This window comes from Pseudomonas sp. xss_2, from assembly GCF_043104195.1.
Taxonomy (GTDB): domain Bacteria; phylum Pseudomonadota; class Gammaproteobacteria; order Pseudomonadales; family Pseudomonadaceae; genus Aquipseudomonas; species Aquipseudomonas urmiensis.
The window spans coordinates 54,753-77,020 of the sequence record NZ_JBICKL010000070.1 but is presented as its reverse complement, the minus strand read 5'-3'; the positions used below and the strand labels follow the sequence as shown (position 1 = coordinate 77,020).

The 22,268-nt window shown below is 60.6% G+C and carries 19 protein-coding genes and 5 tRNA genes; 3 read left to right on the top strand and 21 right to left on the bottom strand.

What is annotated here, in order from left to right:
- Nucleotides 1–2: 2 nt before the first annotated feature.
- Nucleotides 3–770 (bottom strand): CHAD domain-containing protein, encoded by a 768-nt coding sequence (locus ACF8K2_RS17635; RefSeq protein ID WP_392466420.1) that lies wholly within the window; start codon nucleotides 768–770, stop codon nucleotides 3–5.
- Between the two features lie 14 nt (nucleotides 771–784).
- On the bottom strand, nucleotides 785–1,063 hold the full coding sequence (locus ACF8K2_RS17630) for a hypothetical protein (RefSeq protein WP_027593946.1): 279 nt from the start codon (nucleotides 1,061–1,063) through the stop codon (nucleotides 785–787).
- Nucleotides 1,064–1,218: 155 nt separating this feature from the next.
- On the opposite strand from ACF8K2_RS17630, the gene ACF8K2_RS17625 reads away from it, so the two are divergent.
- Complete coding sequence (locus tag ACF8K2_RS17625) at nucleotides 1,219–2,259, top strand: patatin-like phospholipase family protein (protein WP_392466415.1); 1,041 nt, start codon at nucleotides 1,219–1,221, stop codon at nucleotides 2,257–2,259.
- Nucleotides 2,260–2,419: 160 nt separating this feature from the next.
- Here ACF8K2_RS17625 and ACF8K2_RS17620 read toward each other — a convergent pair whose 3' ends face one another.
- The 13 genes from ACF8K2_RS17620 to ACF8K2_RS17560 all read right to left on the bottom strand — a co-directional run bounded on the left by ACF8K2_RS17620 (nucleotide 2,420) and on the right by ACF8K2_RS17560 (nucleotide 13,064).
- The gene (locus ACF8K2_RS17620; protein ID WP_392466412.1) at nucleotides 2,420–4,291 is read right to left on the bottom strand and encodes a SurA N-terminal domain-containing protein; all 1,872 of its coding nucleotides are present in this window, start codon (nucleotides 4,289–4,291) and stop codon (nucleotides 2,420–2,422) included.
- A 182-nt stretch (nucleotides 4,292–4,473) separates the two neighbouring features.
- Entirely contained in the window at nucleotides 4,474–4,746 is a 273-nt protein-coding gene (locus tag ACF8K2_RS17615) for an HU family DNA-binding protein (protein WP_186555005.1), read from the bottom strand.
- Between the two features lie 154 nt (nucleotides 4,747–4,900).
- Nucleotides 4,901–7,297, bottom strand: coding sequence for an endopeptidase La (gene lon / locus ACF8K2_RS17610; protein ID WP_186555006.1), 2,397 nt, complete (start codon nucleotides 7,295–7,297; stop codon nucleotides 4,901–4,903).
- Nucleotides 7,298–7,450: 153 nt separating this feature from the next.
- Nucleotides 7,451–8,734 (bottom strand): ATP-dependent Clp protease ATP-binding subunit ClpX, encoded by a 1,284-nt coding sequence (gene clpX, locus ACF8K2_RS17605; RefSeq protein ID WP_186555007.1) that lies wholly within the window; start codon nucleotides 8,732–8,734, stop codon nucleotides 7,451–7,453.
- A gap of 108 nt (nucleotides 8,735–8,842) precedes the next feature.
- The gene (gene clpP / locus ACF8K2_RS17600) at nucleotides 8,843–9,484 is read right to left on the bottom strand and encodes an ATP-dependent Clp endopeptidase proteolytic subunit ClpP (RefSeq protein WP_186555008.1); all 642 of its coding nucleotides are present in this window, start codon (nucleotides 9,482–9,484) and stop codon (nucleotides 8,843–8,845) included.
- 91 nt (nucleotides 9,485–9,575) lie between these two features.
- Complete coding sequence (gene tig, locus ACF8K2_RS17595) at nucleotides 9,576–10,889, bottom strand: trigger factor (protein ID WP_186555009.1); 1,314 nt, start codon at nucleotides 10,887–10,889, stop codon at nucleotides 9,576–9,578.
- 242 nt (nucleotides 10,890–11,131) lie between these two features.
- Entirely contained in the window at nucleotides 11,132–11,437 is a 306-nt protein-coding gene (locus ACF8K2_RS17590; RefSeq protein WP_264235493.1) for a DUF6388 family protein, read from the bottom strand.
- A 99-nt stretch (nucleotides 11,438–11,536) separates the two neighbouring features.
- Nucleotides 11,537–12,376: an alpha/beta hydrolase gene (locus tag ACF8K2_RS17585; RefSeq protein WP_392466405.1), complete on the bottom strand. Its 840-nt coding sequence runs from the start codon at nucleotides 12,374–12,376 to the stop codon at nucleotides 11,537–11,539.
- A gap of 89 nt (nucleotides 12,377–12,465) precedes the next feature.
- A tRNA-Leu gene (locus tag ACF8K2_RS17580) sits at nucleotides 12,466–12,550 on the bottom strand.
- Between the two features lie 58 nt (nucleotides 12,551–12,608).
- Nucleotides 12,609–12,684, bottom strand: a tRNA-His gene (locus ACF8K2_RS17575).
- 43 nt (nucleotides 12,685–12,727) lie between these two features.
- Nucleotides 12,728–12,812: transfer RNA gene (locus ACF8K2_RS17570), tRNA-Leu, on the bottom strand.
- Nucleotides 12,813–12,869: 57 nt separating this feature from the next.
- Nucleotides 12,870–12,945, bottom strand: a tRNA-His gene (locus ACF8K2_RS17565).
- Between the two features lie 42 nt (nucleotides 12,946–12,987).
- A tRNA-Arg gene (locus ACF8K2_RS17560) sits at nucleotides 12,988–13,064 on the bottom strand.
- A gap of 270 nt (nucleotides 13,065–13,334) precedes the next feature.
- On the opposite strand from ACF8K2_RS17560, the gene folD reads away from it, so the two are divergent.
- Entirely contained in the window at nucleotides 13,335–14,189 is an 855-nt protein-coding gene (gene folD, locus ACF8K2_RS17555) for a bifunctional methylenetetrahydrofolate dehydrogenase/methenyltetrahydrofolate cyclohydrolase FolD (RefSeq protein ID WP_186555012.1), read from the top strand.
- Nucleotides 14,190–14,331: 142 nt separating this feature from the next.
- Here folD and ACF8K2_RS17550 read toward each other — a convergent pair whose 3' ends face one another.
- The 6 genes from ACF8K2_RS17550 to ACF8K2_RS17525 are packed head-to-tail and all read right to left on the bottom strand — an operon-like array spanning nucleotide 14,332 to nucleotide 20,245.
- A complete protein-coding gene (locus ACF8K2_RS17550) occupies nucleotides 14,332–16,068 on the bottom strand; it encodes a carbohydrate ABC transporter substrate-binding protein (RefSeq protein ID WP_392466402.1) in 1,737 nt (578 codons plus the stop codon).
- 35 nt (nucleotides 16,069–16,103) lie between these two features.
- Nucleotides 16,104–16,376 carry a DUF2160 domain-containing protein gene (locus tag ACF8K2_RS17545; protein WP_392466400.1) on the bottom strand — a complete coding sequence of 91 codons (273 nt, stop codon included), beginning with the start codon at nucleotides 16,374–16,376 and terminating at the stop codon, nucleotides 16,104–16,106.
- Nucleotides 16,377–16,388: 12 nt separating this feature from the next.
- Complete coding sequence (locus ACF8K2_RS17540; protein ID WP_186555015.1) at nucleotides 16,389–17,189, bottom strand: carbohydrate ABC transporter permease; 801 nt, start codon at nucleotides 17,187–17,189, stop codon at nucleotides 16,389–16,391.
- Between the two features lie 4 nt (nucleotides 17,190–17,193).
- Nucleotides 17,194–18,057, bottom strand: a complete 864-nt coding sequence (locus ACF8K2_RS17535) for a carbohydrate ABC transporter permease (RefSeq protein ID WP_392466397.1) — start codon at nucleotides 18,055–18,057, stop codon at nucleotides 17,194–17,196.
- A complete protein-coding gene (locus tag ACF8K2_RS17530; protein ID WP_392466394.1) occupies nucleotides 18,054–19,151 on the bottom strand; it encodes an ABC transporter ATP-binding protein in 1,098 nt (365 codons plus the stop codon). The genes ACF8K2_RS17535 and ACF8K2_RS17530 overlap by 4 nt, the downstream gene beginning before the upstream one ends.
- Nucleotides 19,151–20,245 (bottom strand): ABC transporter ATP-binding protein, encoded by a 1,095-nt coding sequence (locus ACF8K2_RS17525; RefSeq protein ID WP_186555018.1) that lies wholly within the window; start codon nucleotides 20,243–20,245, stop codon nucleotides 19,151–19,153. The genes ACF8K2_RS17530 and ACF8K2_RS17525 overlap by 1 nt, the downstream gene beginning before the upstream one ends.
- 234 nt (nucleotides 20,246–20,479) lie before the next feature.
- Between ACF8K2_RS17525 and ACF8K2_RS17520 the strand changes: the two genes are divergently transcribed.
- Nucleotides 20,480–22,264 (top strand): sigma-54-dependent Fis family transcriptional regulator, encoded by a 1,785-nt coding sequence (locus tag ACF8K2_RS17520; protein WP_392466391.1) that lies wholly within the window; start codon nucleotides 20,480–20,482, stop codon nucleotides 22,262–22,264.
- Nucleotides 22,265–22,268: the final 4 nt, after the last annotated feature.

Here is a 22,268-nt window from a genome sequence, read left to right as displayed (position 1 = left end):
GGCTATCGTCGCGCCAAGGCATCCTGCAGCTTCTGCAGGGTGACATCAGACTGCTGCTCAGCCTGCTGCAGCTCTTGTTCCCAGGCTGCCTTGCACGACGCAAGATCGGCATGCGTCGGCACCTGCGACAGCCACTGAACGCGGTCATGCCAGTCGCCCAGGTCGCCCTGGGCGCGCTTGAGCAACCGCTGCAGCTTGCGCCCAGCGTGATCGAGTTGCGGGTAGGCTTCGTCGCCATAGCGCACCCGTTTAATCAGCAGCCGCAGCCGATGGCGGTCATGGGCCGGATCCTTCAGCCCCTGTTCCAGCTTGCGCCATTGCTTGGTCAGGCGTTTGTCGATACGCCGCTTGAGCCCACTGGCGAGCCCTTCCCGATCGGCCGCACGTAGAAACAGCGGGAAGGCATCGACAATCGCCAGCATGCGCGTGAGCTGAGCACTCCCGGCCACGCTGGCGAAGGTGCGCGCCCTGCCCTGTAAACGCGCTTGACCGGCCTGCTGGTAACCGCGCTTGAGCAACTGATCGGCCAGCACCTCACGGTCGCGCAGTGGCGTAGTCAGATCACCCAGGGCCCCAGCGGCATCTTCCAGCTGCTCGACCCCTGGCAGGCCGCGCAACGGCCTGAGCAGGCTGCGCAAGCGCCGGGTGGTGGTGCGCAGGTCATGCAGCGCCTCGCTGTCGACATCGCCTGCCAAGCGCTCGCGGCAGGCCAGCAGGCGTACCTGCAAGGTCAATAGTTGCGCGACGACATGATCGAGCATGGCAGACATTCAAGGCTCCTTGGTCAACGACCCGCGCGCGACTCACGGATGTAGAAACGCGCCTTCTCGGCTTTCTTGGTGCAGCCCTCGAACCCTTCGAACTGCTGCTGGGTCTTGGCACCGGTCAGCAGCGATAACGCCTTGGAGTAGCTGACAGTCCCGGCAAAGCCTTCGGCCTTGGCCAGGTCAAGCTCCTTCCAGGCGGCATCCAGCTGGGTCGCGCAGCTGTCACGGTAGGCCGTCTTGCCCGCGCAGCCAGCCAGGGCCAGGGCGATCAGTGGAAGGCAGATCCAGGCTTTCATCGGTAATACTCCAAAGGTGAAAAAGTCAGTGGCCGTTCGACGCTCAGGCTAGGGAAAAGTGCCCTGTTCAGCGTAGCTCAGCGCGGCGTCCATTGAAGCACAGGGTGCAATGGGTGCATTGTTGGACCATGGTTGCACAGCTGCGGGGGAATTCTATGAGCAAACGTGTCGCGTTGGTGCTGGGATCAGGTGGTGCACGGGGCTATGCCCACATTGGTGTGATCGAAGAAATCGAGCGACGCGGCTATGACATCGCCTGCATCGCCGGCTGCTCCATGGGCGCCGTGGTCGGTGGCATCTACGCCGCTGGCAAGCTCGACGAATACCGACACTGGATCGAAAGCCTGGATTACTTGGATGTATTGCGCTTGGTCGACGTGAGCTTTCGCCTTGGCGCCATTCGCGGCGATAAGGTGTTTGGCCAGATCCGCAAGATCGTGGGCGAGATCAACATCGAGCAGCTGCGCATCCCCTATACCGCGGTAGCCACCGACCTGACCAACCAACAGGAAATCTGGTTCCAGGAAGGTTGCCTGCATCAGGCCATGCGCGCTTCGGCGGCGATCCCCAGTCTGTTCACACCCGTGGTGCAAGGCAATCGCATGCTGGTGGACGGCGGCATCCTCAACCCGTTACCGATCGTGCCAGTGGTGTCCAGCCACTGCGACCTGATCATCGCGGTCAACCTCAACGCCACCAACCAGAAGCAGTATCAACTGCCCGTAATCGAGCGCCCAGCAGCGTTCAAGAAACGCTTTGATTCCTTGATCAACTCGGTAGGCTCGCGCCTGCCGTTTCGACGCAAGCCGGCCGAGCAGATGATCCGCATCGAACAGGAGATCACTGCCGAGGGCCTGGCGCCGCCCAACCCCTGGCTCAGTGACTCGGCCGAACCTGAAGGCCAGCAACCGGCGGCGGCGCCGGAAAGCAGCGGCGCGCCGAAGTCGGCGACCGGCTCGTTCATCATCGACAACGTCGGACCTGCGTCGTTGCTGGACCTGATCAACCAAAGTTTTGAAGTGATGCAGACCTCGCTGGCTCAGTACAAGATCGCCGGCTATCCGCCGGATGTACTGATCAACGTGCCCAAGCGGGTGTGCCAGTTCTTCGAGTTCTACAAGGCGCCGGAGTTGATCGCGCTGGGACGGGAGATTGCACGCGATACGCTGGATAACTACGAAGGGACACGGCGTTGATGCAAGCTGAGCATCGCGGGGCAAGCCCGCTCCCACGAGGTCGCTGAGCTAGCCATGGGATGGCTCTGGGCTAGCCCCGGGATGAGGTCGGCATGGGTACTTCAGATCGCGTAAAGCAAACAGGCCGCAAAAGCGGCCTGTTTGGTTATCCAATGATCACTCAATAGCGCGTGATATCGGCATTGGCTTCCAGCTGCTTGCGGTAGGCGGCAAAGTCCTGCTGGCCTGCACGCGAGGCGAGGTAGCGACGGATCTGCTGCTTCTCCTCGTCGGTGGCCGCAGCGCCTTCGTTGACACCTTTGAGCTGCACTACCACCAGGCTGCCATCGGCCAGGACCACACTGCCGTATTCCGGCTTGTCCTTGGCGGCTGGCTTGGCCAGGCGGAACACCGCTTGCAGTTCGACCGGATCGATGCCGTCCTGGCCGCGGGTGACCGCTTCCTGGACCTTCCAGCTCTGACCTTCGTGGGCGGTGCCGGCAGCGATCGAACCATCACGCAGACCTGCGATCAGCTTGTCAGCCTTGGCTTTGAGTTCGGCGGTCGCCTTCTCTTTGGCCAGGTGCTCGCGGATATTCTTGGCCACCGCTTCCAAAGGCAGTTGCTCTGGCTTGCGGTGTTCCTTGGCGCGCAGCACGATCACGGTTTCCGGGTCGAGCTCGATGGCGTTGCTGTTGGAACCTTCATCGATCACTTCTTCGCTGAAGGCCGCCTGCACTACCGCACGGTTGGCGGTGATGCCTTCGCCACCTTCACGACCGAATGGCGCCGAGGTCTGTACTTTCAAGCCCAGGTCCTGGGCCGGCTGGGCCAGGTCGGAGGCTTCGAAGGCAGCATCTTCGAGTTCCTTGGTGACTTCGACGAAGCGCTGTTCGACCTGCTGGGTCTTGAGCTCACGCGTCAGCTTGTCTTTCAGGCTGGCAAAGCTCGGCACTTCAGGTGCCTCGACGCCCAGCAGCTTGATCAGGTGATAGCCGTACTCGGTGCGCACTGGCTCGGAGACCTGGTCCTGGTTCAGCTTGTACAGCGCATCTTCGAAGGCTGGGTCGTAAACGCCAGGCCCTGCGAAGCCGAGGTCACCACCGGTGGTGGCGGAACCTGGATCCTGGGAGAACTCCTTGGCCAGTTTGGCGAAGTCTTCACCCTTGGCCAGACGTTGCTGGATCTCTTCGATACGCGCCTTGGCCTGGGCTTCGCTGACCTTGTCGTTGACATCGATGAGGATGTGCGCGGCATGGCGTTGCTCGGACAGGTTGGCGATTTCTTTCTCGTACAGCGCCTTGAGCTCGTCCTCGTTGACCTTGACCTGGTCGAAGAACGCCGACTTCTTCAGCTCGATGTAGTCGATGACCACCTGATCAGGCGTCATGAACTCTTTGGCGTGCTGCTCGTAATGGGCCTTGACCTCGTCGTCGCTGACGTTGACCGCAGCCGGGTTGACCTTGAAGGTCAGCGAAGCGAAATCACGGGTCTGCTTTTCCAGACGGGCAAACGCATCGACCTGCTTGTCGGTGACGAAGCTGCTACCGGCAAGCCCGGTGCGCAGCTGGCCGATGAGCATTTCTTCGGCGAGCATGTCACGGAACTGCATGCGACCGTAGCCCATCTGGCGGATGACCTGGTCGAAGCGGTTGGCATCGAACTTGCCGTCAACCTGGAACTCCGGCGTCTGCAGGATCACTTGGTCCAGTGCAGCCTCGGAGAATGCGAACTTGGCGTCTTCGGCACCCTGCAACAGCAGTTTGCGATCGATCAGCCCCTTGAGCGCGGCTTCGCGCAACATCTTCTCATCCAGCAGAGCAGGATCGAAATCCTTGCCCAGCTGTTGCAACAGCTGGCGGCGCTGCATGTCGACGGCCTGGCTCAGCTCGTTCTGGCTGATGGTCTGGCCGTTCACCTTGGCGGCGTCCTGGCTATGGCTGGCGGCCTGGAAAATGGCCTCGAAGCCAGTCAACGCCATCAACACGACGATAAGGCCGATGATGGACTTGGCAATCCAACCTTGTGAATTGTCCCGGATATTCTGCAGCATGCGTCCCCCAGAAACGGTTGTACCACTGCGTCGTCAACCGCGGAGCGTGGGTAGAGTCCTGATAGAAGAAAGGCGCATCCGAAGATGCGCCTTCTCGAAGCGAGCGTGTCGGGCGGGAACGTTTGCGTCCCGCCGTCACGCGGTCGGCCCTGGCGGCGCCCGGACCGGCTGAAAGAGACGTCTTAGTTGACGGCGTCTTTCAGGCCTTTACCAGCTTTGAAACCTGGAACCTTGGCAGCTTCGATCTTGATCGCCTTACCGGTTTGCGGGTTGCGGCCGGTGCGCTCAGCGCGATCCTTGACGGAGAAAGTACCGAAGCCTACCAGTACCACGTCATCACCTTGCTTCAGGGCGCCGGTGACGGATTCGATTACGGCGTCCAGCGCCTTGCCGGCGGTGGCTTTCGAAATATCAGCAGATGCGGCGATAGCGTCAATCAGTTCCGACTTGTTCACTCTAAGTCCCCTTATATCTCTATTTGAGTTTGTTTCTAAGTATGTAATGAAAAGCGTATGAAACTAGCGCTGGGTGGCCTGTTGACACTGGCGTGCCGCTTTATAACAAGGGCCCGAAAAAACTGTCAAGGAAAGCCCCCCAGCGAGAAACGGATTAGTGCGTGCTGATTCTTTCCTTGGCATCGCTGTCGCGCTTGTCATCCTTCGCGACAATCTCAGGAGCCACATCTGGCAAGGGCTCCGGGGCGTATTGCAGCGCAATTTGGAGGACTTCGTCAATCCATTTGACCGGTTTGATCTGAAGATCCTGTTTGATATTTTCCGGAATCTCCTTCAGATCGCGAACATTCTCCTCTGGAATGATCACGGTCTTGATCCCACCACGGTGCGCTGCAAGCAGTTTTTCCTTCAAACCACCAATGGCCAGAACCTGCCCGCGCAGGGTGATTTCGCCGGTCATCGCGACATCTGCCCGCACCGGGATCTGGGTCAGGGCCGAGACCAGTGCAGTGCACATGCCGATACCGGCACTCGGGCCGTCCTTGGGCGTGGCGCCCTCGGGCATGTGGATGTGCACGTCACGCTTCTCGTGGAAATCGGCGGCAATCCCCAGGCTGCGGGCACGGCTACGCACCACGGTCTGCGCGGCAGTGATCGATTCGACCATCACATCGCCCAGCGAACCGGTCTTGATCAACTGGCCTTTGCCCGGGATGACCACCGCTTCGATGGTCAGCAGTTCGCCGCCCACCTGGGTCCAGGCAAGGCCGGTGACCTGGCCAATCTGGTCCTGCTGCTCGGCCAGGCCGTAGCGGAACTTGCGCACACCCAGCAGCTGTTCGAGCTGCTCGCCAGTGACCTTGACCTTCACCAGTTTCTGCCCGGTGTGTTCCTTGACCACCTTGCGGCAGACCTTGGCAATTTGCCGCTCCAGGCCACGCACGCCAGCTTCACGGGTGTAGTAGCGAATGATGTCGCGGATCGCACTGACGTCGACCTCAAGCTCATCCTTCTTCAAACCGTTGGCCTTGACCTGCTTGGGCACCAGGTACTTGACCGCGATGTTGATCTTCTCGTCCTCGGTGTAACCCGGCAGGCGGATCACTTCCATCCGGTCAAGCAGCGCCGGCGGGATGTTCATCGAGTTGGAGGTGCACAGGAACATCACATCCGACAGGTCGTAGTCGACCTCCAGGTAGTGATCGTTGAAATTGTGGTTCTGCTCGGGGTCGAGCACTTCCAGCAGCGCCGATGCCGGGTCACCACGCATGTCGCTGCCCATCTTGTCGATTTCATCGAGCAAGAACAGCGGATTGCGTACACCCACCTTGGTCATTTTCTGAATCAGACGACCGGGCATGGAGCCGATGTAGGTGCGGCGGTGGCCACGGATCTCAGCTTCGTCACGCACCCCACCAAGGGCCATGCGCACGAACTTGCGGTTGGTCGCAGCGGCGATCGACTCGGCCAGCGAGGTCTTGCCGACACCCGGAGGACCGACCAGGCACAGCACCGGACCACGGATCTTCTTCACCCGTTTTTGCACGGCGAGGTACTCAAGGATGCGCTCCTTGACCTCCTCCAGGCCGTAGTGGTCGGCGTCGAGAATTTCCTCGGCCTTGGTCAGATCGAGACGGACCTTGCTCTGCGCCTTCCACGGCACCTGTACAAGCCAGTCCAGGTAGGAGCGGACCACGGTGGCCTCAGCCGACATCGGCGACATTTGCTTGAGCTTGTTCAGCTCGGCCTGGGCCTTGGCCAGGGCGTCTTTGGGCAGGCCAGCGGCGTCGATACGCTTTTTCAGCTCCTCGACTTCGTTGTGACCTTCATCGCCATCGCCGAGCTCTTTCTGAATGGCCTTCATCTGCTCATTCAGGTAGTACTCGCGCTGGCTGCGCTCCATCTGCTTCTTGACCCGACCACGGATACGCTTCTCAACCTGCAACAGGTCGATTTCCGCGTCCAGCAGGGCCAACACGTGTTCGACACGTGTCTGCAGGTCAACGATCTCGAGGATCTCCTGCTTCTGCTCGATCTTCAGCGCCATGTGCGCAGCCATGGTATCGACCAGGCGCCCAGGCTCTTCGATGCTGTTGAGCGAGGACAGCACTTCGGCTGGCACCTTCTTGCCCAACTGCACGTATTGCTCGAACTGCGACAGCAGGCTGCGCACGAAGACTTCCGACTCACGCTCAGGTGCGTCGATTTCATCGATCAGGCTGACTTCGGCACGTACGTGCCCATCGACTTCAGTGAAACGCTCGACCGCGCCGCGCTGCTCACCCTCTACCAGCACCTTGACGGTACCGTCGGGCAGTTTCAGCAGCTGCAGAACAGTGGCAATGGTGCCCACGCGATACAGGGCGTCTTCACCTGGATCATCATCGGCTGGATTCTTCTGGGCCAGCAGCAGGATCTGCTTTTCGCCCGTCATCGCGGCCTCGAGGGCCTCGATGGATTTTTCGCGCCCCACGAACAGCGGGATAACCATGTGCGGATAGACGACGACATCGCGCAATGGCAAAAGAGGCAAGTCGAGGGTGGTCTTCATGATTTCGCCTCTACAGCGGCCTTATGGCCGGAAACCGGTGGAAATGATGCTTGGACCTAATGTGGGGGCAGCCCTGCGAAATTACAAGCGCTTAAGCAGGAAAAGCAGAAAGGGGCCCGTAGGCCCCTTCTGTTTACGCAACAAATACCTGAATCAGGCGTCTGGCGCGGCTTTGGCTTGCGGCTCGCTGTTCTCGTAGATGAGCAGCGGTTGCGAGCTACCTTCAATGACGCTCTCGTCGATCACCACCTTGCTGACTTCCTTCTGCGAAGGAATTTCATACATGGTGTCGAGCAGCACGCCTTCGAGGATCGAACGCAGGCCACGGGCGCCAGTCTTGCGCTCCAGAGCCTTGCGAGCAACGGCCTTGAGCGCGTCGCTGCGGAACTCAAGGTCCACACCTTCCATTTCGAACAGTTTGCCATATTGCTTGGTCAGCGCGTTCTTCGGCTCGGTGAGGATCTGCATCAGCGCAGCCTCATCCAGCTCGTCGAGCGTCGCCAGCACTGGCAGACGACCAACGAATTCCGGGATCAGACCGAACTTGACCAGATCGTCAGGCTCGACTTCACGCAGGGATTCACCGACCTTCTTGCCTTCTTCCTTACTGCGCACTTCAGCACTGAAGCCGATGCCACCTTTGGTGGAACGGTTCTGGATGACTTTCTCCAGACCCGAGAATGCGCCACCGCAGATGAACAGGATGTTGCGGGTATCAACCTGCAGGAACTCCTGTTGCGGGTGCTTACGGCCACCTTGCGGCGGCACGGAGGCCACGGTGCCTTCGATCAGCTTCAACAGCGCCTGCTGCACGCCCTCGCCCGAAACGTCACGGGTGATCGACGGGTTGTCCGACTTGCGCGAAATCTTGTCGATCTCGTCGATGTAGACAATGCCCATCTGGGCTTTTTCTACGTCGTAGTCGCACTTTTGCAGCAGTTTCTGAATGATGTTCTCGACGTCCTCACCGACATAACCCGCTTCGGTCAGGGTGGTGGCGTCAGCAATGGTGAACGGTACGTTCAACAGGCGTGCAAGGGTTTCGGCGAGCAGGGTCTTGCCCGAGCCAGTAGGCCCGATGAGCAGGATGTTGCTTTTGCCCAGTTCGACTTCGTCGCCCTTCTTGTCACGCTGGTTCAGGCGCTTGTAGTGGTTGTACACCGCTACGGACAGCACCTTCTTGGCGCGCTCCTGACCAATGACGTACTGGTCCAGGATGCCGCTGATTTCTTTCGGCGAAGGCAGTTTGTGCGCGTTGCTCTCGGCCTGGGCTTCCTGCACCTCCTCGCGGATGATGTCGTTGCACAGGTCGACGCACTCGTCGCAGATAAATACCGAGGGCCCGGCAATCAATTTGCGCACTTCGTGCTGGCTTTTGCCGCAGAAGGAGCAATAGAGCAATTTGCCGCTGTCCTCGCCGTTACGGGTGTCAGTCATTCGATCGATCCAATCCGGTAGGCTTGAAACACAAGATGAAGGCAATTGCGGGCTTTTTCAAGTCCGCAGGTAGGCGCTTTCGGCGCCTACCCGCTCTGGCCCCTGGGATCAGGAGACCAGTTGCCGCTTGTCGTATACCGAGTCGATCAGGCCGTACTCGGCCGCGCGCTGGGCGCTCATGAAGTTGTCGCGCTCAGTATCACGCTGGATAGTCTCGAGGTCCTGGCCGGTGTGGTAGGCCAGCAGCTCGTTCAGACGACCCTTGATGCTGAGGATCTCCTGGGCGTGGATCTGGATGTCGGTCGCCTGACCCTGGAAGCCGCCGAGCGGCTGGTGGATCATGACCCGCGAGTTCGGCAGGCAGTGACGCTTGCCTTTGGCACCCGCGGTCAACAGGAAGGCGCCCATGCTGCAGGCTTGGCCGATGCAGATGGTGGAGACGTCCGGCTTGATGAACTGCATGGTGTCGTAGATCGACATGCCAGCAGTCACCGAACCGCCCGGTGAGTTGATGTAGAGATGGATATCCTTGTCCGGGTTTTCCGCTTCCAGGAACAGCAGTTGCGCCACGACCAGGTTGGCCATGTAGTCTTCTACCGGACCTACCAGGAAGATCACTCGCTCCTTCAACAGGCGCGAGTAGATGTCATAGGCGCGTTCGCCACGGGCGGACTGCTCGATAACCATCGGGACCAAGCCGCCTGCGGCCTGGATGTCAGAGCTCTGCTGAATATAAGAATTGCGGGACATGTCCTGCACTCACTCCCAAATAGTCATGGCTTGAATACGCACAAGCCAGCGCGAAGGCTGGCTTGTGGGGGCTTCCTACGAGAGGGGCAGCTTACTCAGCTTCGGCAGGTGCCTGGGCTGGTTTGACTGCGTCTTCGTACGAGACCGATTTGTCGGTCACAGTCGCTTTCTGCAAGACAGTATCTACAACTTGCTCTTCCAGCACAACCGAACGCACTTCGTTCAGTTGCTGGTCGTTCTTGTAGTACCAGCTGATGACCTGCTCTGGCTCTTGGTAAGCCGAGGCCATTTCTTCGATCATCTCGCGAACCTTGCCTTCGTCAGGCTTGAGGTCGAATTGCTTGACCACTTCAGCAACGATCAGACCCAGGACAACGCGACGCTTGGCCTGCTCTTCGAACAGTTCGGCCGGCAGTTGGTCAGGCTTGATGTTGCCACCGAACTGCTGAACAGCTTGTACGCGCAGACGGTTGACTTCGTTTTCCAGCAGCGCTTTTGGCACTTCGATCGGGTTGGCGGCCAGCAGACCGTCCATGACCTGGTTTTTCACCTTGGTCTTGATCGCCTGACGCAGCTCACGCTCCATGTTCTTGCGAACTTCGTTGCGGAAGCCTTCCAGGGTCGACTCTTTGATGCCGAACTGAGCGAAGAACTCTTCGTTCAACTCAGGCAGCTGAGGCGCGGAAACGCTGTTGACAGTGATGGTGAACTCGGCGGCTTTACCCGCCAGGTCGAGGTTCTGGTAGTCCTCTGGGAAGGTCACGTTGACAACGCGCTCTTCGCCAGCCTTGGCGCCAACCAGACCATCTTCGAAGCCTGGGATCATGCGGCCGGAACCCAGTACCAGCTGGGTGCCCTTGGCCGAACCACCGGCGAATACTTCACCGTCGACCTTGCCAACGAAGTCGATGTTGACCTGGTCATCGTTTTGCGCAGCGCGCTCAACGGTTTCGAAACGGGTGTTCTGCTTGCGCAGGACTTCCAGCATGTTGTCCAGGTCAGCGTCAGCTACTTCGGCGCTCAGACGCTCGACGTTGATCGACTCGAAACCTGCAACGGTGAACTCTGGGAATACTTCGAAGATGGCAACGAATTCCAGGTCCTTGCCTTTTTCGAAGGACTTAGGCTCAACAGCTGGGGCGCCAGCCGGGTTCAGCTTCTGCTCGACTACCGCTTCGTAGAAGGACGACTGGACCAGGTCACCGAACGCTTCCTGGCGGGCAGCGTCTTCGTAACGCTGACGGATGACGCTCATTGGCACCTTGCCAGGACGGAAGCCTGGAACCTTGGCGCGACGGGCAGTCTGTTGCAGACGCTTGTTGACTTCGGTCTCGACGCGCTCGGCCGGAACGGCGATGGTCATGCGGCGCTCGAGAGCGGAAGTGTTTTCAACCGAAACTTGCATGGATATTCCTCGTTGCACAGACGTTAGCCGGCGATAGCCCGACTCCAGAATCAAGGGCAAGCATTCTAGTGACTCACGCACCAGAAGTCACCCCACTCGGGACGACGGGAAACCACGCCGATCGATTTCATTCAAGGACCTGCGCGATCAGCCGCCAGGCCCTATCCGTTAAGGGCTGCACGCCACCGCTTGGGGCACGCAGTTGAAAAACCTTGTCAAACAACTACCCGGCCAAGCGACCATCACCCCTGCTCGGGATCGATCTCGTTGAACGCGCAGTACTCTTGCCACTCCATACCCAGCGCCTCGGCCACCTCGCGATGGACCTCCAGACGCATCGCTTGCAGCTGTTCAGGGCTCTCGGCGATCAGTTGCAGGGTCAACTCCCAGGGCTCTATACCCTGCTCCTGCGCTGCATCTTCGAACGCCCATTCAATCTGCTGGGCCTGCTCGCGCGGATCCAACTCGCGGATCTCCTCGAGCATCTGCGGATTGGCCTGAGCGAAACGCTCTAGCGCCAAGGCTTGGCGGGCTTCTTTTGCAATCATTGGGGCAATTCCTCTACCGGCTTGTCGACCGGAGTTTCAACCGACTGAAATCTATCAGCTTTTATTACGCCGCCACCAGAGCCAGCTGCGTGATCGGCGCTAATCCTGCGCACCCACGCACTCCAGCGAGCGCCCGCGCCACTGACGCCAGGCTTGCTCCCAGCCTTGCTCATGAGTCACCCCAGGCAATGAGACGAACTCAGCGCAGCGCGCCACACCGAGCTGACGCCGATAATACGCCGCCACAGCGGCTGGCACCTGACGATCAGCCTCCGCCATCAGATGCCGTTGGGCAATGCGCGCCAGCCGCTCGCGGTACTGCAAAGGCTCGAGCGAACCGTCCAACAGGGTCAATTGGAGCAAGCGCGCCCACTCCTGCGGACTCAGATTACCCGCCAAGGTCTGCACCTGAACCACATCCTCGCGCCGCGCCGCCAACAATAGCGCCAGCGCCCCTCCACCGGAATAGCCCACCAACTCGAACGTTTGATTGCCATAGCGCCGCTTCAGCTGATCCAGGGCCTGGCCCAGGCTGTCGAGCACTTCTGCGGAAAACCGTCGCCCGGTCCACATGGCCGGCTTGCAGGCAGGAGCAGTCATAAATTGGCAGGGCCTGGCCAGATAGATAGAAGGCTGCGGGTCATCCAACGCCAATTGCGCCACCAATAGCCGCCGCGGACTTGGATCCAGGCTCGGCTGCGAAGGGGTAGCCCAAGCATGACCGTCGCCCTCCAGATAGACACGCAGCAGCGTGGGCGCCGCAGGCACCCGCACCGCACTGTAGAGCAATGGATAGTCGCGAGTATGGATGAGCTCAACGCGCTGCCCATGCCCGGCTGCGAGGGCTTGCAGGCTTTCGCGCGGCGATTGGCATCCCGCGCTGAGCAAGGTGGCCATTAGCAGGAACAATCCGGGCAGTGCGGCGCAGCGGCGAATCATTCAGCCTCGCAGAAAGCATCGATACAGGCAGAAAAAAGGCAGCACCACTGGCTGCCTCTTTTTTGTGCTCGAACGATCAAGCACTTGGATGGTGCGGACGAAGAGACTCGAACTCTTACAGCTTGCGCCGCTGGAACCTAAATCCAGTGTGTCTACCAATTTCACCACGTCCGCGTGAAGCAGATAAAACAAAAGGCGCCTGATTATACAATCAAGGCGCCTTCGAAAAATATGGGGTGGACGATGGGAATCGAACCCACGACAACCGGAATCACAATCCGGCGCTCTACCAACTGAGCTACGCCCACCATATTGCGGTGTTGCAGTGTTGCGTTGAAGCTTACAGAAACATGGTGCGGACGAAGAGACTCGAACTCTTACAGCTTGCGCCGCTGGAACCTAAATCCAGTGTGTCTACCAATTTCACCACGTCCGCGTGTAACACTTAAAACAAAGGCGCCAGATCCAACAATCAAGGCGCCTTTGCAGAATATGGGGTGGACGATGGGAATCGAACCCACGACAACCGGAATCACAATCCGGCGCTCTACCAACTGAGCTACGCCCACCATATCGCGCTACAACTTCACTTGCGTGCCTATGCCGCCTAATGGCGCACCCGGCAGGACTCGAACCTGCGACCATCCGCTTAGAAGGCGGATGCTCTATCCAGCTGAGCTACGGGCGCATAAGCATGCCGCCTGACCGAATGAGGCTTATCAGTCAAGCTGTTAAACCACTCATTCTGCCCGACTTAGCCAACCAGTGCTAGGCTGTGCCCGACAAGTGCGCCGAATGTTATAGACGAGCTGCAAAAGCGTCAACCTCTTTCTCTAAAAAATTTAAATTATTGAAGGGGTTAGGGGATTTGCCCGACCACCCGCCTTTGCCCTCGCGCCGTGTCGTGCGAGAATGCGCGCTTCTATATGTTCCTTTCTCGATGGTTAATCACGCGTCTATGACTGCACACCTTATCGATGGCAAGGCGATCGCCGCCAGCCTGCGCCAGCAGATCGCTCAACGTGTCGTGGAGCGTCGCCAGCAAGGCCTGCGTACGCCAGGCCTGGCGGTGATCCTGGTCGGCACCGATCCCGCTTCCCAAGTCTATGTATCGCACAAGCGCAAGGACTGCGAGGAGGTCGGCTTCATTTCCCAGGCCTTCGACCTGCCTAGCGATACCACGCAGCAAGCCCTGACCGAGCTGATCGATCGCCTCAATGACGATGCAGCGGTCGACGGCATCCTGCTGCAACTGCCGCTGCCGGCACACCTGGACGCCTCGCTGCTGCTCGAGCGCATCCGTCCGGACAAAGACGTCGATGGCTTCCATCCTTATAACGTCGGTCGTCTGGCCCAACGTATCCCGCTGCTGCGCCCGTGCACGCCCAAAGGCATCATGACCTTGCTGGAAAGCACCGGGCAGGATCTGTATGGGATGAACGCGGTCGTAGTGGGCGCTTCGAACATCGTTGGCCGGCCAATGGCCATGGAGCTGCTGCTGGCCGGCTGCACCGTGACCGTCACCCACCGCTTTACCAAGGACCTGGCCGGCCACGTCGGCCGCGCCGACCTGGTGGTGGTGGCTGCTGGCAAGCCAGGCCTGGTCAAGGGTGAGTGGATCAAGCAAGGCGCCATCGTCATCGACGTCGGCATCAACCGCCAGGAAGACGGCAAGCTGGTGGGCGACGTGGTCTATGAGACTGCCCTGCCCCGCGCAGGCTGGATCACCCCGGTACCGGGCGGCGTGGGCCCGATGACCCGGGCGTGCTTGCTGGAGAACACACTGTTTGCTGCCGAAGAGCTGCATAAGTGAGTTGAATAGAGAACGGCACCTTTAACAGGTGCCGTTTTTTTATGCTCTGAATTTCATGCAGCCCTCACCGGCCTCATCGCGGGGCAAGCCCGCTCCCACGCAGAACGCTCTGCGCCTTGGCACGTACAGCATCACCCTCAAGTCACTTACGCGCTGCCTCCCACGACTTGAGCAACTCGCTGTAGCTCACCGTCTCGCCCTTGGGCTTCTCGTTCTCAAGCTTAGGCTTGGGTGCACCCGGCTGGTCGAACCAGTACTGGGCATCTTTCTCCGGATTGAGCTTGGGCGCACAGGTCGCCTGCGCCTTGGAGCGCTCAAGCCGTTCAAGCATGCGGTCCTGATCGCGGGCCAGGCCATCGAGCGCCTGCTGCGGCGTCTTCTCGCCACTGGCCACTTCGGCGATGTGGCTCCACCACAACTGGGCCAGGCGCGGATAATCCGGCACGTTGGTGCCGGTCGGCGTCCACTGCACCCGGGCCGGGCTGCGGTAGAACTCCACCAAGCCGCCAAGCTTGGGCGCAAGCTCGGTCATGGCCTGGGAGTTGATGTCCGACTCACGAATTGGCGTCAGGCCGACGATGGTCTTTTTCAACGATACGGTCTTGGAGGTGACGAACTGCGCATACAGCCAGGCCGCCAAGCGCTGCTTCTCGGGGGTGGATTTGAAGAACGTCCAGGAGCCCGTGTCCTGGTAACCGAGCTTCATCCCCTCCTCCCAGTACGGCCCCTTCGGCGAAGGCGCCATGCGCCACTTCGGCGTACCGTCGGCGTTGACTACCGGCAGGCCCGGCTTGGTCATGTCAGCAGTAAACGCGGTGTACCAGAAGATCTGCTGGGCGATGTTGCCTTGCGCAGGCACGGGTCCTGCCTCGGAGAAGGTCATGCCCTGGGCTTCCTTGGGCGCATAGGCACGCATCCAGTCGACATACTTCTGGGTCGCATAGACCGCCGCTGGGCCGTTGGTGTCACCACCCCGGGTAACGCTGGAACCAACCGGATGACAGTCCTCAACGCGTATCCCCCACTCGTCCACCGGCAGGCCATTGGGCAGGCCCTTGTCGCCGCCGCCGGCCATGGAGAACCAGGCGTCAGTGAAGCGCCAGCCCAACGATGGGTCTTTCTTGCCGTAGTCCATGTGGCCATAGACACGCTTGCCGTCGATCTCCTTGACGTCCTCGGTGAAGAACTTGGCGATGTCCTCATAGGCCGACCAGTTCACCGGCACACCCAGTTCGTAGCCATACTTCTCCTTGAACTTGGCCTTGAGCTCGGGGCGATCGAACCAGTCAGCGCGGAACCAGTACAAGTTGGCGAACTGCTGGTCGGGCAGTTGGTAGACCTTGCCGTCTGGCGCGGTGGTGAACGAGATACCGATGAAGTCTTGCAGATCCAGGGTCGGCGAGGTGTAGGCCTTGCCTTCGTTGGCCATCATGTCGGTAATCGATTCGACCTTGCCGTAGCGAAAATGCGTACCGATCAAGTCGGAGTCGTTGACCCAGCCGTCATAAATATTCTTGTCCGACTGCATCTGGGTCTGCAGCTTTTCCACCACATCGCCTTCTTGCAGCAGGTCGTGGGTCAGCGCAATCCCGGTGATCTCACTGAAGGCCTTGGCCAGTACCTTGGACTCGTACTCGTGGGTGGTGATGGTTTCCGACACCACGTTGATCTTCATCCCACGGAACGATTCGGCGGCTTTGATGAACCACTTGAGTTCGTCCATCTGCTGCTGCGGGGTCAGGGTCGAGGGCTTGAATTCGCTTTCGATCCACTTCTTCGCCGCGTCCTCGTACTGATCGGCCCAGGCGTTGCCCTGCAGCCCTAGCACAAGTACTGCGGCCAGGGTCAAATGTCGCCGGTTGTTGTCGTTATCGAACATTGTGATCTCCCGATTGAGTTATTCCACGGCGCCAGTCATCCCCAGCGCAGCACCAGCACCAGCCAAGCCAGCGACAACAGCGAGGCCACCCACAACGGCCAGCCGCTGACCCCAATTATCAATAGGTGCAGGTAGGCACTGGCCAGCAAACCGATGAACAGCCGGTCACCACGGGTGGTGGCGATCGGCAGAAAACCACGCCGCTCGATGCACGGCCGGCGCAGCTCAAGCACGGTCATGCCCACCAGCATCAGGCCCACTGCGATGAAAAACAGCGCAGTGGGCAAGGTCCAGGCCATCCACTCCATCGCGTCGCCCTCCTACACCCGGCCCAAGGCGAAGCCCTTGGCCACATGGTTACGGACAAACCAGATCACCAGCATGCCTGGCAGGATCGTCAGCACCCCGGCGGCGGCCAGCACCCCCCAGTCGATGCCCGAGGCCGACACGGTGCGGGTCATCACCGCGGCGATCGGCTTGGCGTTGACCGAGGTCAAGGTGCGCGCCAGCAGCAATTCGACCCAGGAAAACATGAAGCAGAAAAACGCCGTCACACCGATCCCCGAGCCGATCAGCGGGATGAAAATCTTCACAAAAAAACGCGGGAAGCTATAACCGTCGATGTAGGCGGTTTCGTCGATTTCCTTGGGCACGCCGGACATGAAGCCTTCCAGGATCCACACCGCCAGCGGCACGTTGAACAGGCAGTGCGCCAGGGCCACGGCGATATGGGTGTCGAACAGGCCGATCGAGGAATACAGCTGGAAGAACGGCAGCAGGAACACCGCCGGCGGTGCCATGCGGTTGGTCAACAGCCAGAAGAACAGGTGCCGGTCGCCGAGAAAGCGGTAGCGCGAGAAGGCATACGCAGCCGGCAGCGCCACTGCCAGCGAGATCAGGGTATTCAGGCACACGTAGTACAGCGAGTTGAGGTAGCCGGTGTACCAGCTGGGGTCAGTGAAGATCACCTTGTAGTTATCCAGGGTGAATGCCTCTGGCCACAAGGTCAGGCCGCCAAGGATCTCGCTGTTGGGCTTGAACGACATGTTCAGCAGCCAATAGATCGGCACCAGCAGGAAGAAGAAGTACAGCAGCAGGGGCACTGTCTTGCGCAGGGTCATCGGCCTAGTCCTTGTCGGCATGGGTCATGGCCGTGTAGAACAGCCACGACACCAGCAGGATGATCAGGAAATACACCAGCGAAAACGCCGCTGCCGGGCCCAGGTCGAACTGCCCCACGGCCATGCGCGTCAGGGTCTGACTGAGGAAGGTGGTGGCATTGCCGGGGCCGCCGCCGGTGAGCACGAAAGGCTCGGTGTAGATCATGAAACTGTCCATGAAACGCAGCATTACCGCGATCAGCAGCACATTCTTCAGCTTGGGCAATTGGATATGCCGAAATACCGCCCAGGCCGAGGCGCGGTCGATGCGCGCGGCCTGGTAATACACATCGGGGATCGCGCGCAGGCCCGAGTAGCACAGCAGCGTGACCAGTGAAGTCCAGTGCCAGACATCCATCACCAGCACCGTGACCCAGGCATCGAAGGGGTTACCGGCATAGTTGTAGTTCACCCCCAACTGCGCCAGGGTAGCCCCGAGCAGGCCGATATCGGCGCGGCCGAAGATCTGCCAGATGGTGCCCACCACGTTCCATGGAATCAGCAGCGGGATGGCCATCACGATCAGGCACACCGAGGCCATGCGGCCTTTGGTCGGCATCGTCAGGGCGATGGCGATGCCCAGCGGGATCTCGATCAGCAGCACGCAACCGGAATAGATGAACTGACGCAACAGCGCGTCGTGCAGGGCCGGATCTCGCAGCACCTGGCGATACCAGTCGGCACCGACGAAGTAGCGATTGGACTGATCGAAGATGTCCTGCAGCGAATAGTTGACCACGGTCATCATCGGGATCACCGCGCTGAACGCGACCAGCAGGAACACCGGCAGCACCAGCCACCAGGCCTTGTTGTTCGGCACCTTGTTCATGGTGCAAGCTCCAGCAGCAGATCATCGACATAGAGCATCAACCACTGGCTCGGCAAGCTGACCCAGGCGCGCCCCTGTGGCACCGGCCGATCTTCTGCCATACGCGCCTTGAGCGGGGTGCCGGCCAAATCGAGCGTGACAATGCGGTAGGTGCCCAAATCCTCCACATCCACCACTCGCGCCTCGAAGGTATCGTCCAGCGGCCGCTCCCAAACCTGCACGAACTCCGGCCTGATACCCACCTGCAGGCGCCCGCCCGGCTGCTCCGCCAGACGCTCGCGCAAGCCTGCTGGCAGCGTTAGGTGGACGTCGCCAAAACCCACCCCATCGGCCTGCGCGCGCACCTCGATCAGGTTCATCCCGGGGCTACCGATGAAGTAGCCGACAAAGGTGTGCCGCGGGCGCTCGAACAGCTCACGCGGGGTGCCGAACTGGACGATCCGTCCGCCATGCATCACCGCAATCTTGTCGGCGAAGGTCGAGGCTTCCAGCTGATCATGGGTGACGTAGATCATGGTGATGTTGAACTGCTCATGGATCTGCTTGAGCTTGCGCCGCAGCTTCCACTTCAGGTGCGGGTCGATCACCGTCAACGGCTCGTCGAAGAGGATCGCCGAGACGTCATCACGCACCAGGCCACGCCCCATGGAAACTTTCTGCTTCTCGTCGGCGCTGAGGTTGCGCGCTTTCTTTTTCAGCACGTCAGCCAGGTCGAGCACCTCGGCGATCTCCGCCACCCGCGCACGCACCCGGGTTTCGTCCAGGCCCTGGTTGCGCAGGGGAAAGGCCAGGTTGTCGAACACGCTCATGGTGTCGTAGACAACCGGGAACTGAAATACCTGGGCGATGTTGCGCTGCTGCGGCGACAGTTCATTGACCGGTTTGCCGTCGAACAGCACCTCGCCCTGGGAGGGGCTGAGCAAACCGGAAATGATGTTGAGCAAGGTCGACTTGCCGCAGCCCGAAGGCCCAAGCAAGGCATAGGCCCCACCCTGCTCCCAGACATGCTCCAGCTCATGCAAGGCATAGTCGGCCGATGAGCGTGGCTGGCGGCTGTAGCTGTGAGCCAACTGGCGCAAACGAATCTCGGCCATCAGGCGCTCCTCGCTTCGCGCAGGCCAGGCGCCTGCACCAGTGCTCCGGCGCTGTCGAAGACGAACAGCTTGTGGGTCGGGACAAACACACGAATGGCCGTGTCGACCTGATACTCGTGCACACCGGGCAGGTGCAGAATCATTCGCCAGTGCTCGTTGCGCACATGCAGGAAGGTTTCCGAGCCACTGATTTCGGCCAACTCCACCAGCACCGGCAACTCCAGATCATCGTCATGCGCCGGCACTAGCGTGATATGGCTGGGACGCACGCCGAAGCGATACTGGCCATCGCCCAGCCGGCGCAGGTCGGCATTGCGGGCAAAGTGCACCGCGCCGGCCAGGCTGACTTCGTTACCGGCGATCTGTCCGGGCACCAGATTGATCGGCGGTTCGGAAAACAGCTCGGCGGCCAGCTCGTTACACGGGTGGTGGTAGACCTCGGCGCTGGCTGCACTCTGGATAATCCGGCCTCGATCAACGAGGGTCGTGGTACCGCCCAGGGCCAACGCTTCGTTCGGCTCGGTGGTGGCGTACACGGCAATGCAGTTGCGTGCGGCGAACAGCTCGCGCAACTCCTGGCGCAGCCCCTCGCGCAACTTGTAGTCGAGGTTGACCAGCGGCTCGTCGAACAGGATCAGCGAGGCGTCCTTGACCAGCGCACGGGCCATCGCCGTGCGCTGCTGCTGGCCGCCGGACAGCTCCAACGGCAAGCGCTGCAGATACGCCTCGATGCGCAGCATCTGCGCCGTTTCCTGCACGCGCCGACGAATTTCGTCCTCCGCCAGACGTGCTTGGCGCAAGGGCGAGGCGATGTTCTCGAAGACCGTCAGGGTCGGGTAATTGATGAACTGCTGATAGACCATCGACACGTTGCGCTGACGCACCGGCACGCCGGTAACGTCTTGGCCATTGATCAGCACCCGACCACGATCAGGCCGATCGAGCCCGGCCATCAGGCGCATCAGGCTGGTCTTGCCGGCCAGGGTGCGACCCAGCAGCACGTTGAACGAGCCGGGTTCGAAACGCAGGCTGGCATCGACAATCCAAGGCTGGTTGTCGACGCTGCGGCTGACCTGCTCGAGCACCAGGGACATGGCGTGGCCTTTTGTCGTTGTTGTGCGCAGACCAGAGCCAGATCCGTGCCAGGCCAGGGGCGAGCGCTCTATCACCGAGCCGTGAGGCATCAGCGCTGGTTGCCAGCACAAGGCGACTGAACACCAATGAACAGTTTTGCTGCACAGCTGAACAGACTCGGCATTGACAATGAACAGCGCTGAACAACACTGAACTGCGGTCGGCACAAAACAACAATCACACAGGACAGGCCCATGGCCGCATCCGCATCGACCCATGCCCAATTGATCCAGGCCTCCTGGGCGCGTTGCCGCGAGCACGGCCTGGCGCCCCACGGCGCGCCGGATTTCGACTGCCTAACCCCCGTGCAACTGAACGCCCTGCTCGAACGCCAGCAAGCCCTGCTGCGCGTAACCCGAGATGAGGTCATGCCGCAATACAGCCACCTGTTGGGCAACTCCAGCTATCTGGTCATGCTCGCCGATGCCGCTGGCTGCCTGCTGCAGACCTGGGGTACGCAGCGTTTTGTCGAGCCGCGCCAACAACATGGTTTCTGCCCCGGAGCCTGCTGGCGCGAGCAAGGCGTGGGGACCAATGCCCTGGGCACCGCGCTGATCTGCGGTGAAGCCATTCATGTCAGCCAGGACGAGCACTTCCTGCGCCAGAATCGCTACATGGCCAGCGCCGCTGCGCCGTTGTTCGATGCCGAGCGAGGCCTGATTGGCGTGCTCGATGTGGCCAGCGATGGTTATCTGCCCGCCGCTCAAACCCTAGGCCTGGTGCGCATGATGAGCCAGAGCCTGGAGAACCGGCTGATCCTCGCCCAGCATGCCGATCAATTGCACCAGCTGCTGTTCAACAGTGGTCCGGATAACCTCGACAGTTCATGGGCCGGCTTGCTGCTGTTCGACGAACACGGCCGGGTACTGGCCGCCAACCACCGGGCCGATAGCCTACTGGGACGGGTGCCGCTGCAGCACAATCTGGAACAACTCTTTCAGATCCCACTACGCCAGATACTGGCGCAAGCCGAAGGTCAGCCGTTTGCCCTGCAAGCGACCGGGCGCAACCGCTTGCATTGCCAATGGCACGCCCCACGCAAGCCGCGCACTCATCAGCGCAGCGGCAACTGCGACCCGCGAGTGGAGAAGGCCCTGGCCCAGGCTGGGCTACTGCTGGAAAAGGACATCCCGGTGCTGGTTCAGGGCGAAACGGGCGTCGGCAAAGAAGTCTTCGTGCAAGCCCTGCACCGCGCCAGCAGCCGTGCCCAGCAACCACTGGTGGCGGTCAACTGTGCAGCGATCCCGGCCGATCTGGTGGAGTCGGAACTGTTCGGTTATGACAAAGGCGCCTTTACCGGTGCCCACCACAAAGGCAACCCTGGGCTGATCCGCAAGGCCCACCTGGGCATCCTGTTTCTCGATGAGATCGGCGACATGCCACTGGCCACCCAAGCTCGTCTTCTGCGGGTGCTGCAATCGCGCAGCATTCAACCGCTGGGCAGCGCTGAGCCAGTGGCGGTGGACATCAGGGTGGTTTCGGCGAGTAATCGCGACCTGGCCGCGCAAGTGCGCGACGGCTCATTTCGCCAAGACCTTTACTACCGCATCGCCGGGCTGAGCCTAACCCTGCCAGCGCTGCGCGAGCGCAGCGACCGCCGCCAGTTGATCGAACAACTGCATGCCCGCTATCGCGAGCCTGGACAACCCCAGCAACTGAGCGACGAGGTCCTGCAACTGCTGCTCAGTCATCCCTGGCCGGGCAATCTGCGCCAATTGAGCAGCGTGCTGCAGGTTGCGCTTGCCCTGGCCGGTTGCGCGGCGATCGGCCTGGAACACCTGCCGCAAGACATGCTTGGGCAAGGCTCGACGCCCTCGGCGCAGTGCGCCTCGTTACCCACTGAGCGCAACTCTGCCAACGACCTCGCCGGCCTGCTGAAGGCGTGCAACGGCAACCTGTCATCGCTGGCGCGCAGCTTGGGCATCAGTCGCACGACCTTGTACAAACGCCTGCGGGCGCAGGGTATGGATCCTACCTAGGACG